The sequence below is a fragment of the Xanthomonas chitinilytica genome (genome assembly GCF_026107455.2).
Lineage (GTDB): Bacteria > Pseudomonadota > Gammaproteobacteria > Xanthomonadales > Xanthomonadaceae > Stenotrophomonas > Stenotrophomonas chitinilytica.
In genome coordinates this window covers 16,264-29,114 of the sequence record NZ_JAPCHY010000003.1, presented here as the reverse complement: position 1 = coordinate 29,114, position 12,851 = coordinate 16,264, and the positions used below count along the sequence as shown (strand labels likewise).

Annotated in this window: 10 protein-coding genes; 7 read left to right on the top strand and 3 right to left on the bottom strand. The window is 73.2% G+C overall.

Annotated features, from left to right (window positions below; all coding sequences use genetic code 11):
* Window positions 1–61 precede the first annotated feature (61 nt).
* A complete protein-coding gene (locus OK345_RS04030; RefSeq protein WP_265126638.1) occupies window positions 62–1,705 on the bottom strand; it encodes a Na+/H+ antiporter in 1,644 nt (547 codons plus the stop codon).
* Between the two features lie 138 nt (window positions 1,706–1,843).
* Window positions 1,844–2,641: a DODA-type extradiol aromatic ring-opening family dioxygenase gene (locus OK345_RS04025; protein WP_265126637.1), complete on the bottom strand. Its 798-nt coding sequence runs from the start codon at window positions 2,639–2,641 to the stop codon at window positions 1,844–1,846.
* A 177-nt stretch (window positions 2,642–2,818) separates the two neighbouring features.
* Between OK345_RS04025 and OK345_RS04020 the strand changes: the two genes are divergently transcribed.
* The 7 genes from OK345_RS04020 to OK345_RS03990 all read left to right on the top strand — a co-directional run bounded on the left by OK345_RS04020 (window position 2,819) and on the right by OK345_RS03990 (window position 9,844).
* Entirely contained in the window at window positions 2,819–3,712 is an 894-nt protein-coding gene (locus OK345_RS04020) for a LysR family transcriptional regulator (RefSeq protein WP_265126636.1), read from the top strand.
* Between the two features lie 61 nt (window positions 3,713–3,773).
* Window positions 3,774–4,790, top strand: coding sequence for a 3-oxoacyl-[acyl-carrier-protein] synthase III C-terminal domain-containing protein (locus tag OK345_RS04015; protein ID WP_265126635.1), 1,017 nt, complete (start codon window positions 3,774–3,776; stop codon window positions 4,788–4,790).
* Window positions 4,790–5,776 carry an NAD-dependent epimerase/dehydratase family protein gene (locus tag OK345_RS04010; protein WP_265126633.1) on the top strand — a complete coding sequence of 329 codons (987 nt, stop codon included), beginning with the start codon at window positions 4,790–4,792 and terminating at the stop codon, window positions 5,774–5,776. The genes OK345_RS04015 and OK345_RS04010 overlap by 1 nt, the downstream gene beginning before the upstream one ends.
* Window positions 5,766–6,599, top strand: a complete 834-nt coding sequence (locus OK345_RS04005; RefSeq protein ID WP_265126632.1) for an MBL fold metallo-hydrolase — start codon at window positions 5,766–5,768, stop codon at window positions 6,597–6,599. The genes OK345_RS04010 and OK345_RS04005 overlap by 11 nt, the downstream gene beginning before the upstream one ends.
* Complete coding sequence (locus OK345_RS04000) at window positions 6,592–7,743, top strand: ATP-grasp domain-containing protein (RefSeq protein WP_265126631.1); 1,152 nt, start codon at window positions 6,592–6,594, stop codon at window positions 7,741–7,743. The genes OK345_RS04005 and OK345_RS04000 overlap by 8 nt, the downstream gene beginning before the upstream one ends.
* Window positions 7,740–8,837 (top strand): hypothetical protein, encoded by a 1,098-nt coding sequence (locus OK345_RS03995; RefSeq protein WP_265126630.1) that lies wholly within the window; start codon window positions 7,740–7,742, stop codon window positions 8,835–8,837. Before OK345_RS04000 ends, OK345_RS03995 begins: the two co-directional genes overlap by 4 nt.
* Window positions 8,834–9,844 carry a Rieske 2Fe-2S domain-containing protein gene (locus tag OK345_RS03990; RefSeq protein WP_265126629.1) on the top strand — a complete coding sequence of 337 codons (1,011 nt, stop codon included), beginning with the start codon at window positions 8,834–8,836 and terminating at the stop codon, window positions 9,842–9,844. The genes OK345_RS03995 and OK345_RS03990 overlap by 4 nt, the downstream gene beginning before the upstream one ends.
* Here the strand turns inward: OK345_RS03990 and OK345_RS03985 are convergent.
* A complete protein-coding gene (locus tag OK345_RS03985; protein ID WP_265126628.1) occupies window positions 9,834–12,770 on the bottom strand; it encodes a bifunctional diguanylate cyclase/phosphodiesterase in 2,937 nt (978 codons plus the stop codon). The two genes, OK345_RS03990 and OK345_RS03985, sit on opposite strands and share 11 nt — an antisense overlap.
* Window positions 12,771–12,851 lie beyond the last annotated feature (81 nt).

Genomic DNA, 12,851 nt, shown 5'->3' with positions numbered 1-12,851 from the left:
GCGGCAAGCGCCGCGTCTTCACGCCCGCGCGGACGCCTGACCCGGCGGGATGGAGCGGTCCTCAGTCGCGCTGGCGCGATTCGAGCAGGTCCAGGTTGCGGATCAGCCGCCGCGACAGCTCGTCGGAGATGCGCCCGCGGCGGGCCAGCCGGAACAGTTCCTCGCGCTCGGCGGTGAGCCCGGCCATGCGCAGCTGGCGGTAGCCCTGCTGCATGCGCCGCACCTGTTCGGGGTCGGCGTCCGGGTCCTCGCCCATTTCCAGGTTGCGCTGGTACAGCAGGCTGACCCGCGCCGCGGCGTCGTTGAACAGCTGCACGGTGCCGGTGGGCTGGTTCTGCACCAGCTCCTGGCGCGCCCGCTCCACCGCCGCCAGCGCCGCGCGCGAAGAGGCCTTGCGCGCCAGGTCCTCCTCGCGGCGCTCGCTGTCGTCGTGCGGCAGCTCCAGCCCGCGCAGCAGCCGCGGCAGCAGCAGGCTGGCGCCGACCAGCGAGAACAGGATCACCCCCGCGGCCAGGAAGATCACCAGGTCGCGGGCCGGGAACGGCTCGCCGCCGGGCAGCAGCAGCGGCAGCGTCAGCACGCCGGCCAGGGTGATCGCGCCGCGCACGCCGGCCACCGAAGTGGCCAGCATCACCCGCCACGGGGTGCCGGCATGGGTCCGTCCGTTCCAGCGCGCCTTGAACACGTTCCAGCGCAGCGACAGCCACACCCACGCCAGCCGCAGCAGCACCAGCCCCAGGTTGATCGCCAGCATGTACACCAGCAGCCACCAGGGGCTGTGGTGGCCGGTCTCGTCCATGCTGTGGATCGCGCGCTCGACGATCCCGGGCAGCTGTTCGCCCAGCAGCACGAACATGATGCCGTTGAAGGCGAACTGCACCGTGTTCCACACCGCCGTGCGCTGCACCCGCATGCTGCCGCTGACGCGGCCGGTCAGCTCCACGTAGCTCATCGAGATGCCGGCCGCCACCGCCGCCAGGATCCCGGAGGCGTTGAATTCTTCGGCCAGCAGGTAGGCGGCGAACGGGATCAGCAGGTTCACCAGCAGCGCTGCGCCCGGCTCCTCGCCGAAGCGGTGCCACAGCCAGCGCTGGAAGGTGGACACGCCCAGCGTCACCGCCACGCCGATCCCCAGCCCGGCCACCGCGACCCAGAGGAAGGTCAGCGAGGCCGAGGCCAGCGAGAACGTGCCGGTCATCACCGCCGCCACGGCGAAGCGGAAGCAGACCAGGCCGGAGGCGTCGTTGAGCAGCGATTCGCCTTCCAGGATGTGCATCAGCCGCTTGGGGATCGGCGCGCGCGCGGCGATGGCGCTCACCGCCACCGGATCGGTCGGCGAGATGATCGCGGCCAGCGCGAACGCCACCGCCAGCGGCATCGCCGGGATCATCCAGTGGATCAGGAAGCCGGCGCCGATCACGGTGAACAGCACCAGCCCGAACGCCAGTTCCAGGATCGTGCCCTTGTCGCGGAACAGGCCCTGCTTGGGGATGCGCCAGCCGTCGAGGAACAGCAGCGGCGGCAGGAACAGCAGGAAGAACACGTCCGGGTCCAGCGCATGACCGCGCTTGAACACGCCGGCGATCACCGCGCCCAGGCCGATCTGCACCAGCGGCAGCGGCAACGAGAACGGCAGGATTCTTACCAGATAACCGCTGGCGACCACGGCCACCAGCATCGCCAGGACGACTTCGATCGTATGCATGCCGGATCGGGAAGACGCCGGCGCGTTACCCGCGGGCGCCGCCCCGGGAAATAGGAGGACCGGAAAAAGCTAGCACACACCCGGCCGATCGCAACGACGATCCACGTCCATGCCGACCCTGTGCCGGCGCCGGACCGCTCACGCCGGCCGGCCGCCGTCGAAGCGGTAGATGTCCATCGCCAGGAAACCCATGTCGATGCCGGCATCGATGCGCTGCGCGGCCAGCGCGTCGCCGCCGGCCGCGCCCATGGCGAAGAACAGCGGCAGCAGGTGCTCGTCGCTGGGATGGGCCTGCACGGCGAACGGCGCGCGGGCACGGTAGTCCAGCAGCGCGGCGATGTCGTCGGCGGCCAGCCGCTGCTCGATCCACTCGATGAACGGACGCACGTAGGGCGCTTCCTTGCCCTGCTGGTAGTTGCGCCAGTCGTGCAGGTTGTGGGTGATGCTGCCCGAGCCGAGCAGCAGCACGCCGCTCCCGCGCAGCGGCGCCAGCGCGCGGCCCAGTGCGAACTGGTGCGCCGGGCCGAGCGCCGGCTGGACCGACAGCTGCAGCACCGGGATGTCGGCCTGCGGATACAACAGCCGCAGCGGTACCCAGGCGCCATGGTCGAGCCCGCGCTGCGGGTCGATCGCCGCCGGCAGGCCGGCCTGCGCCAGCAGCGCGGCGACCTGCGCGGCCAGCGCCGGCGCCCCCGGCGCCGGGTACTGCAGCCGGTACAGCACCTCGGGGAAGCCGCCGAAGTCGTGGATGGTTTCCGGCCGCGCCGCCGCGCCCACCGTCGGCCGCTGCGCCAGCCAGTGCGCCGAGGCCACCACGATCGCGCGCGGGCGCGGCAGCGCCTGCGCCAGGGCCGCCAACCGCTCGCCGGTCAGGCCCGGCTGCAATGCGGTCATCGGCGAACCGTGGGAAACATAGAGGGAAGGCAGGCGGTCCATGGGCACTCCAGGCTGGGTGGATGGGCGCCACGCCGGCCCCGGATCGGGTAACGGCCGGCAACGCCCGTGCGGGGCGGCGCGGATGGCGCGCGCCCCGGGAATGCGATACAGGGTATTGACCTCGCCCGGCGCGATAAATAGCGTGCACAGACAGGATTTATTGCGGGAACGGGAACAATGGATACCCTCGATGCGATGCGGGTCTTCGTGGCGGTAGCCGAGCGCAACGGCTTCAGCGCCGCCGCCGAGGCACTGGGCATCTCCACCGCCGCGGTCACCCGCCAGGTCGCCGCGCTGGAGAAGCGCCTGTCCACGCGCCTGCTCAACCGCACCACGCGCCGGGTCAGCCCCACCAGCGCCGGCGCCGCCTACTACCAGCGCTGCGTGCAGCTGCTGGCCGAATTCGACGACATGGAAGCGGCCATCGGTGCGCAGGCGCTGCAGCCTTCCGGGCTGCTGCGGATCACCGCGCCGGTCAGCTGGGGCGTCGCCCGCCTGGCGCCACTGCTGGCCGGTTTCCGCGAGCGCTGCCCGCAGGTGCAACTGGACCTGTCGCTGTCCGACCGCCAGGTGGACATCGTCGAGGAAGGCTTCGACCTGGCCATCCGCATCACCCGCGAACCGGCGCCGGCGCTGATCGCGCGGGCGCTGGCGCAGGCCCAGGTCCGCCTGTGCGCGGCACCGGCCTACCTCGCCGCGCACGGCGTGCCACAGCATCCCCGGGACCTGGCCGCGCACCAGTGCCTGGCCTACAGCTACTGGGCCGGCGGCAACGCCTGGCAGCTGCAGGGGCCGGAGGGCGAAGTCGCGGTGGCGGTCGCCGGCGCGCTGCGCGCCAACAACGGCGACGTGCTGCGCGAGGCGGCCATCGCCGGGCTCGGCATCGTCGCGCAACCGGATTTCCTGGTGGACGAGGCGCTGGCCGACGGCCGCCTGGTGCCGGTACTGCCGGCCTGGCGGATCGCGCCGGTCGGCATCCACGCCGTCTACGCCAGCCGCAGCCACCTGGCGCCGAAGGTACGCAGTTTCATCGACTATCTGCTGCAGGCCCTGCCTGCCGACGCCGCCTGAGCGCCTGCGCCCTCGCCTGCCTGCCGCGTTACGCTGGCGCCCGTTCCCGTACGTGACCACCATGATCTCCAGCTCCCCCGCTTCCCCCGTCGGCCTGCGCATCCTCGGCAGCGGCGCCTACCTGCCACGCCAGTACCGCGAATCGGAGGAATTCGACCGCCGCTGGAACAAGCCCGCCGGCTGGACCCGGCGCCACGTCGGCATCGTCCGCCGGCCGTATGCCGGCGCCGACGAGACCTCGTCGATGATGGGCGCGGCCGCCGCGCGGCAGGCGCTGGACGCCGCCGGCCTGGAGGCCGGCGAGGTGGACGTGGTGGTGTCGGCCTGCTCGGTGATGGAGCAGGCCATCCCCTGCAGCGCGGCGCTGATCCACCGCCGCCTGGGGCTGGCCGATTCCGGCATCCCCGCCTTCGACGTCAACGCCACCTGCCTGAGCTTCCTGGCCGCGCTGGACCTGCTGTCCACCGCGATCGCGGCCGGCCGCTACCGGCGGGCGCTGATCGTCTCCAGCGAGATCGCCACCGCCGGACTGGACTGGGACGACCCGGACACTGCGCCGCTGTTCGGCGACGGCGCCGCCGCGGTGGTGGTCGCGGCCGACCCGGAAGGCGCTTCCTGGCTGTCGGCCGCGCACATGGAGACCTGGTCCGAGGGCACCGAACACTGCCGGGTACGCGCCGGCGGTACCCGCGTGCGCATCGACGACGACCTCGACGCGTTCCGCGCCGCGGCGCGGTTCGAGATGTCCGGCAAGCCCACCTACCGGCTGGCCGCGCAGAAGCTGCCGGCGTTCATGGACGCGCTGCTGGCGCGCGCCGGGCTGCGGCTGGAACAGCTGCGCCGGATCGTCCCGCACCAGGCCAGCGCCAAGGCGCTGCGGCACCTGGAGGTGGCGCTGCGGCTGCCGCCCGCCGCGCTGGTGCGGATCATCGAGACCCACGGCAACCAGATGGCCGCCTCGATCCCGCTGGCGCTGCACCACGCCATCGGCGAAGGGCTGATCGAGCGCGGCGACCACGTGGCGCTGGTCGGTTCCGGCGCCGGGCTGTCGCTGGGCGGCATCGTGCTGCGCTACTGATGGCGCGCGTCCTCGTCACCGGCGCCTCCGGCTTCATCGGCCGCCACGTCGCGCAGGCGCTGCTGGCGCGCGGCGACACGGTGGTCGCCAGCGGCCGCGACCGCGACGCGCTGGCGCGGCTGGACCCGCGCATCGAGCGCCAGCCCGCCGATCTGGCCCGCGACGCGCTGGCGCCGCTGCTGCGCGGCTGCGACGCGGTGGTGCATGCCGCCGCCAAGTCGATGCCATGGGGCCGCGCCGCGGATTTCCAGCAGGCCAACGTGGTCGCCACCGAGCGCCTGCTCGACGCCGCCAGGCAGGCCGGCGTGGCGCGCTTCGTGCACTTCGGCTCGCCCAGCATCTACTTCCGCTTCGCCGACCGGTACGACGTGGGCGAGGATTTCCAGCCGCCCGCGCGCTGGATCACCGACTACGCGCGCAGCAAGTGGGAATCGGAGCTGCGCGTGCGCCGCGCCGCCGCCCAGGGCCTGCCATGCGTGGTGCTGCGGCCGCGCGCGGTATTCGGCGACGGCGACCGCGCGATCCTGCCGCGGCTGCTGGCGGTGGCGCGCAACGGCCGCTTCCCGCTGGTGCACGGCGGCCGCGCGGTGATCGACATCACCCACGTCGACAACGTGGTGCAGGCCACGCTGGCCTGCCTGCGCGCGGACGCGGCCGGCGACGGCCGCGCCTACAACCTCAGCAACGGCGAGCCGATGGCGGTGCGCGAGCTGCTGGTGCGGCTGTTCGAGGCCTGCGCCCTGGACGTGCGCCTGCTGCCGTTGCCGCGGCGGCTGGCGCTGGCGCTGGCCGGCATCGCCGAGGGCGTGGCGCGGCTGCGGCCCGGCCAGCCCGAACCGCGCCTGACCCGCTACGGCGTCGGCGTGATCGGCTGGTCGCAGACGCTGGACATAAGCCGCGCCCGGCGCGAACTCGGCTACCGGCCCACGGTGTCGATCGCCGAGGGCCTGCAACGCTTCGCCCGGCAGGCCCACGATGATCGTTGAGTGGCGGCTGTTCGAGGCGGGCCACTGCCTGCACCCGGAGATCGCCTCGCGCCGCGACGGCGCGCTGCGCCCCTGCCAATTCCCGGCGCTGGCCACCCTGCTGCGCCACCGCGAACACGGCTGGCTGCTGTTCGACACCGGCTACGCCGAGCATTTCCTGCACGCCACCACGCCATTCCCCGAACGCCTGTACCGCTGGGTCACGCCGGTGCGGATGCGCGAGGACGAACCGCTGGCCCGCCAGTTGCGCAGCGCCGGCATCGCCGCCGACGACATCGCCTGGATCCTGCTCTCGCACCTGCACGGCGACCACGTCGCCGGCGTGGCCGACTTCCCGCGCGCGCGCATCGCCTGTTCGGACGAGGCCTGGAACGACCTGCGCCGGCGCGGCCGCTTCGCCGCCACCCGCCAGGGCTTCCTGCCGGCCCTGCTCGACAGCGCCACCGGCCGCCGGCAGTCCTTCGAGGCCAGCCCGCGCGCGCGCATGCCGGCCGCGCTGCGCGGCTTCGATCCCGGCCACGACTTCTTCGGCGACGGCAGCCTGCTGCTGGTGCCGCTGCCCGGCCACGCCCCCGGGCACTACGGGCTGTGGTTCGAGGACGGCGACGGCCCGGTGTTCCTGGTCGCCGACGCGGCCTGGTCGTCCGACGCCCTGCGCAGGGGCGTGCCGCCGCCGGCGCTGGTCAGCGCCTGGCTGGGCGACCGCGACGCCTACCTGCAGACCCTGGCGCGGCTGCAGGCGCTGCAACAGGCGCAGCCGTCGCTGCGCATCGTGCCTTCGCATTGCCGCGACTGGCGTCCAAGGGGCCATCGCGATGCCTAGCGTGCTGATCACCGGCGCGCGGGCGCCGATCGCGCTGGACCTGGCGCGCCGCTTCCACGCCCACGGCTGGCGCGTGCACGTGGCCGACAGCGTGCCCGCGCACGCCGCCGGCGCCTCGCGCGCGGTCGCAGGGCGCCACCGCATCGCCCCGCCGCGGCACGCGCCGGAGGCGTTCGCCGCCGACCTTTCGCGTCTGGTGCACGAACACCGCATCGACCTGCTGCTGCCCACCTGCGAGGAAGTGTTCTACGTCGCCCACCTGCGCCACCGCCTGCCGGCGCAGCTGCGGGTGCTGGCCGACGACTTCGACCGGCTGCGCTCGCTGCACAGCAAGTGGGAATTCCTGGCGCTGGCGCGCGCTGCCGGGCTGCCGGTACCCGACAGCGCGCGGGTCGCCAGCCTGGCCGAGGCGCGCGACTGGACCGCCGGCCGCGCGGTGGTGCTGAAGCCGGAGTTCTCGCGTTTCGGCGTGCATGTGCGGCTGTATCCGCACGGCATTCCCGCCGACGCTGCGCCGCTGCCGGACGGCCAGCCCTGGGTGGTGCAGCAGCTGTGCGCCGGCACCGAGTACTGCAGCTATGCGGTGGCCGAGCGCGGGCGCCTGCTCGCGCATGCCGTCTACCAGCCGCGCCACCGTCTGCGCCGCAGCGCCAGCTACTACTTCGCCCCCGCCGCGCCGCCGGGACTGCGCGAGCATGCCGCCGCGCTGGTGGCGCAGCTGGGCTGCAGCGGGCAGGTCGCCTTCGACTGGATCGTCGCCGGCGACGGTCGCGCCCACGTGATCGAGTGCAATCCGCGCGGCACCAGCGGCCTCCACCTGTTCGCGCCCGGCGACGCCCTGCCGCGGGCCCTGGCCGGCGACGGCGACGGCGTGCTTGAACCGGGCCACCGGCGTGCGGCGATGCTGGCGCCGCTGATGTACCTGGACGCGCTGCCGCGCGCGCTGGCGGCCGGGCGGCTGGCGCAGTGGCACGCCGACCTGCGTGCCGGCGACGACGTGCTGGCCCGTCCCGGCGACCGCGCACCGCTGCCCGCCACCCTGCGCGACCTCGGCCACTACGGCCTGCAGGCCGCGCGCCGGCGCATCAGCCTGCGCGCGGCGTCCACCGCCGACATCGAATGGGACGGAGCACCGCTGGCATGAGCCGCGACCACGGCTACCGGCGCCAGGCCGAGGCCTTCGCACGGCTGCACGAAGGCGGCAACGCCCGCGCCATCGCCCGCAATCTCGATGCCGGGCTGGAGATGCTGCGCACCGGCGACTGCGCGATGCCGGTCACCGTGAACGACCGCGAGCGCGGCAACGCCTGGGTATGCTCGCCGCGCACCACCTATGCCGACTACGCCGCCGAGGAGGCGCGGCGGCTGTTGCCGCCGCGGTCCGCCGCCGCGACCGCGGCGCTGTGCGGCGCGCTCGGCGGCGTGTTCGCTGCCGCCGGCATCGACCGCGCGGTGGCGATCAACAACTGGTGCGTATCGACCAACCTGTACCCGCCGCTGCGCGAGGTGCCGCTGGACGCCCTGCTCGAACAGGCGCGCGGGCGCTGGCCCACGCATGCGCTGTGGCTGCGCTCGCTCAACCCGCACGACAACGGCGACTGGCTGCAGGCCCTGCAGGCGCGCGGCTTCCGCCTGGTCGCCAGTCGCCAGATCTACCTGTACCCGGACATGACGCGACTGCTGAAGGTGCGCGACATGGCCACGGACATGAAGCTGCTGCAGCGGCGCGACCTGTCCTTCGCCGGCAATGGCGACATCGGCGAGGCCGACTATCCGCGCATCGAACGGCTGTACGCGATGCTCTACCTGGACAAGTATTCGCGCTGCAATCCGGACTACCACGCGCGGATGCTGCGCGACTGGCACCGCCACGGGCTGCTCGAGTTCGAGGGTTTCCGCGACGGCAATGGCGAACTGCAGTGCATCGCCGGCATGTTCGGCACCGACCGGGCGCTGACCACGCCCATCGTCGGCTACGACACCTCGCAGCCGCGGAAGCTCGCGCTGTACCGCACGCTCACCGCCTGCAGCTTCCGCAACGCGCTGCGCAGCGGCCGCCACCTCAACCTCAGCGCCGGCGCGGCCGGCTTCAAGCGGTTGCGCGGCGGCCGGCCGGTCATCGAGTACAGCGCCGTGCTCGACGCCCACCGCCCGCTGCGCACCCGCGCGACGCTGTCCGTGCTGTCCTCCCTCACCCGCCGCATCGGCATTCCGCTGATGCAGAGGTACCGCCTGTGAATCCCTGGCCCGCCCCCCTGTTCCAGCACTGGTATGCCGTGGCCCGCAGCGACCGGCTCGGCCGCAAACCGCTGGCGGTCAGCGTGCTCGACCGTCCCCTGGTGCTGGCGCGCGACGGCGCCGGCGGGCTGCTGGCGCTGGAGGACCGCTGCCCGCACCGGCAGGTGGCGCTGTCCGACGGCTGCGTGCGCCACGGTCGCCTGCAGTGCCCGTACCACGGCTGGAGCTTCGATGCCGACGGCCGCCTGCGCGACATCCCCGGCCTGCCCGACGGCCAGCCGCTGCCGGCGGTGAAGGTGCGCAGCTACCCGCTGCTCGAACACGACGGCCTGCTGTGGCTGCGCCCGTCCGCCGACGGCGAGGCTGCGCCCTCGGCGCTGGCGCGGGAACTGCCGCCGGCCAGCCGCCGCTTCCTGTGGCAGACCCGCTGGCCGGCGCACGTGCTCGACGCGATGGAGAACTTCCTCGACCCGCTGCACACCCACTTCCTGCATCCGGGACTGGTGCGCCAGGGCGACCGGCGCCAGCGCATGCAGGTGCGGCTGCAGAGCCGCGACGACGGCTTCAGCGTCGACTACCGCGGCCAGGGCGAACAGAGCGGCTGGCTGTACAGGCTGTTCGAATCGCGCCGCAGCGGCGAGCATGCGCACTTCGCCCTGCCCGGCAGCGCGCGCATCGAGTACCGCTACGCCAGCGGCGCGCGGGTCTGCATCACCCTGCATTTCACCCCGCACAGCGCCACCGCCACCGACGTGTTCGCCACCCTGCACGTGCAGGGACGCATCGCCCCGCGCTGGGCGGTGCGGCTGCTGCTGTGGCCGCTGCTGCGCAAGGTCGGCGAGCAGGACCGGCGCATGCTCGAACGCCAGGCCTGGAACCAGGCGCGCTTCCCCGGCCGCCACGGCGCCAGTTCGCCGCTGGACCTGGTGCGCGCGCCGCTGGAGGCGTGGTGGCTGCGCGGCGAACGCCCGCAGCCGGGCGAACGCGACATCGAGCTCATGCTGTAGCCGGGCCGAACGATTCGACCACCTGCCGCAGCGGCAGCGGCCGCCCCAGCAGGTAGCCCTGCACCTGGTCGCAGCCATGCGCCGCCAGCCAGGCGTGCTGGCCTTCGGTTTCCACGCCCTCGGCGATCACCGTCAACCCCATGCTGTGGCCCAGCGACAGCAGCGCGCGGCAGATCGCGGCGTTGCGCGGATTGCGTTCGACGTCGCTGACGAAACAGCGGTCGATCTTCAGCGAGTCCAGCGGCAGGTGCTGCAGGTAGGACATGCTGGAGAAGCCGGTGCCGAAATCGTCCAGCGACACGCAGACGCCCTTCTCGTGCAGGCGCTGCATGGTCTGCAGCGCCTGCGCCGGCTTGTGCATCAGGCTGCTCTCGGTCAGCTCCAGCTGCAGCGCCCCGCGCTGCAGGCCGAACTCCTCGGCGGCGCGGGCGAACTCGCCCACCAGGTCGCTGTTGAAGAACTGCACCGCCGACACGTTCACCGCGATCGGCAGATGCCCCCAGCCCGATTGCACCAGCTGCCGCTGCGCGCGGGCCGCGGCGCGGATCACCCAGCGCCCCAGCGCGATGATCAGACCGGTGTCCTCGCACAGCTGGATGAAATGGCCGGGCGGGACGAAGCTGCCGTCGGCCTGCGGCCAGCGCAGCAGCGCCTCCAGCGCGGCGATGCTGCCGTCGGCGGCGTGCCGGATCGGCTGGAAGTGCAGTTCGAACTCCTCCCGGTCGATGGCGCTGTGGATGCGCCCGGCCAGCTGCAGCCGTTCGGACAGGCGCGCGGCCACTTCGTCGTCGAACCACGAGATCGTGGTGCGCTCCTCACGCGCGGCGTACGCCGCCTGCGCGGCGCGGCCGATCACCTGTTCGGCCAGCTCGCCCTGCTGCGGGCAGCGGGCCACGCCGATGCGCGCTTCCAGCTGGTGGCAGGAATCGTGGCCGCGCACCGGCTCGGCGACGATCTCCAGCAGCGCGTCCAGCGCCTTGTGCGGATCGTGGCCGCTGCAGATGGCCAGCACGAAATCCTCGGCCGGCTGGAACGCCAGCAGCCCGTAGCGCGCGCCCAGCCCGCCCAGCCGCGCGGCCACCGCGCGCAGCACCTGCTCGCCGGCCTCGCGGCCCAGGGTGTCGCCGACCATCTGCAGCCCGCGCAGCTGCACGTGGGCGATGGTGTAGCCCTCGTGGTGGCTGTCGAGCATCTCCGCCAGCGCGCGCACGTTGAGCAACCCGGTATCCAGGTGATGGCTGGCGCGGTAGGCCAGTTCGCGCTCGTAGGCGATGCGCTCGCTGACGTCCTCGGCCAGCACCAGGCACGCCCGCACCCCGCCGAATTCCAGCAGCGAGACGTGCCCGCGCACCTCGAACAGGCTGCCGTCCTTGCGCCGGTGCACCCGCACCACGCCGTCGCGCACCTCGCCGGCGGCGGCCAGCTCGACGGCCTCGTGGATCTCGCCCCAGTCCTCCTGCGGGCGGATGTCCAGGATCGACATCGCCAGGAATTCCTCGCGGCTGTAGCCATACTGCTGCACCGCAGCCTGGTTCACTTCCAGGAAGCGCAGGGTCTGCATGTCGAACACCCAGAACGGCGCCGGGTTGCGTTCGAACACCAGCCGGAACTGGTGCTCGGCTGCCTGCACCCGCGCCGCGTCGTGCACCCGCTCGCTGACGTCGACCACCGCCCCGGCCATGCGCCGGCGCGGGCCGGTGGTCTCGACCAGCTCGCCGCGCACCGACAGCCAGCGCAGCTCCCCGCCCGGCAGCACCAGCCGGAACATCGCGTTCATCGCGCCCTTGCCGGCCCAGGCATCGGCCAGCATCGTCTGCAGCGCGGCGCGGTCGTCGCGGTGCACGCGCTCGAAGAACTCGTCCATGCCGGCCTGCCGGCGCGGCAGCGCGAACATGCGCTGCGACAGCGCCGACCAGCGCAGGCCGCTGCCGTCGTCGTCCATCGACCAGGTGCCGACCTTGCCGACCCGGTGCGCCAGCGCCAGTTCGGCGCTGCCGGCGCGCAGTTCCTCGCCCAGCCGTTCCTGCTGCGCGGCGCTGCGGCGCACGCTCGACAGCAGGTACAGGAAGCCGAGCCAGTACAGCAGGTAGATGCCCAGCGCGGCGTACAGCAGCGGCCACCAGCGTGCCAGCACCTCGTCGCGCGCCAGCCCGGCATACAGCACCAGCGGATACTCGCGCGGGGCCACCGTTGCGGAAATGCGGCGCACGCCGTCATCGGCGGCGATCCGCGCCCGCAGCGCGGCGGCAACCCCGCCGCCATCCGGCGGGACGACCCCCTGCCCCACGCGCACGGCCGGCTCCAGGCTGTGCGCCAGCATCTCGCCCTGGCGGCTGGCGATGGCCACCACGCCGCGGCGGCCGGTATCCAGGTTGCCCACCACGTCCTGCAACTGGGTCACGTGCAGCCGCGCCAGCAGCCAGCGGCCGGGCTGCATCGGCAATGCCAGGCGCAGCACCCGGTGACCGTCGGCACGCCGTTCCAGCCGGCCGACGTACAGGCGCCCGCCGACGCCGCGGTTCTGCGCGACCGTCCATTGCGGCAGGGTCGCATCGCCCTCGCCACCGGCCAGCGGTCGGCCGGCGGCGTCGACCAGCACCACGCTTTCCAGCCCGGCATTGCGCGACAACACGCCCTTGATCGCCTCGTCGAGCAACTGCGGCGCCTGGGCGGGCACGCGATCGAACAGGCGCCGGCCATCGCTGGCGATGCCGGTCAATGCCCGTTCCAGGGTATTCAGCTCCGAGCGCAGCAGGCGGTCGGTGCCGGTCACCAGCGCCAGGCTCTGGCGCTGCGCGGCCGCCACCCGGTTGTGCCAGTCGTTCCACAGCATCAATCCCAGCGCGAGGGCCAGCACCACGGCCAGCAGCAGGCCGAAGCCGGCGATCGTGCGAGTCGGGGGCGTGGCCGCACGCGTCACCGGCATGGCGCGCGCATTCCCCATCGGCAGGCGGTCATCTGTCGCAACTGGCACCTCTGTGGTCGCAGCCGGCGGGAGCGTCCAGTC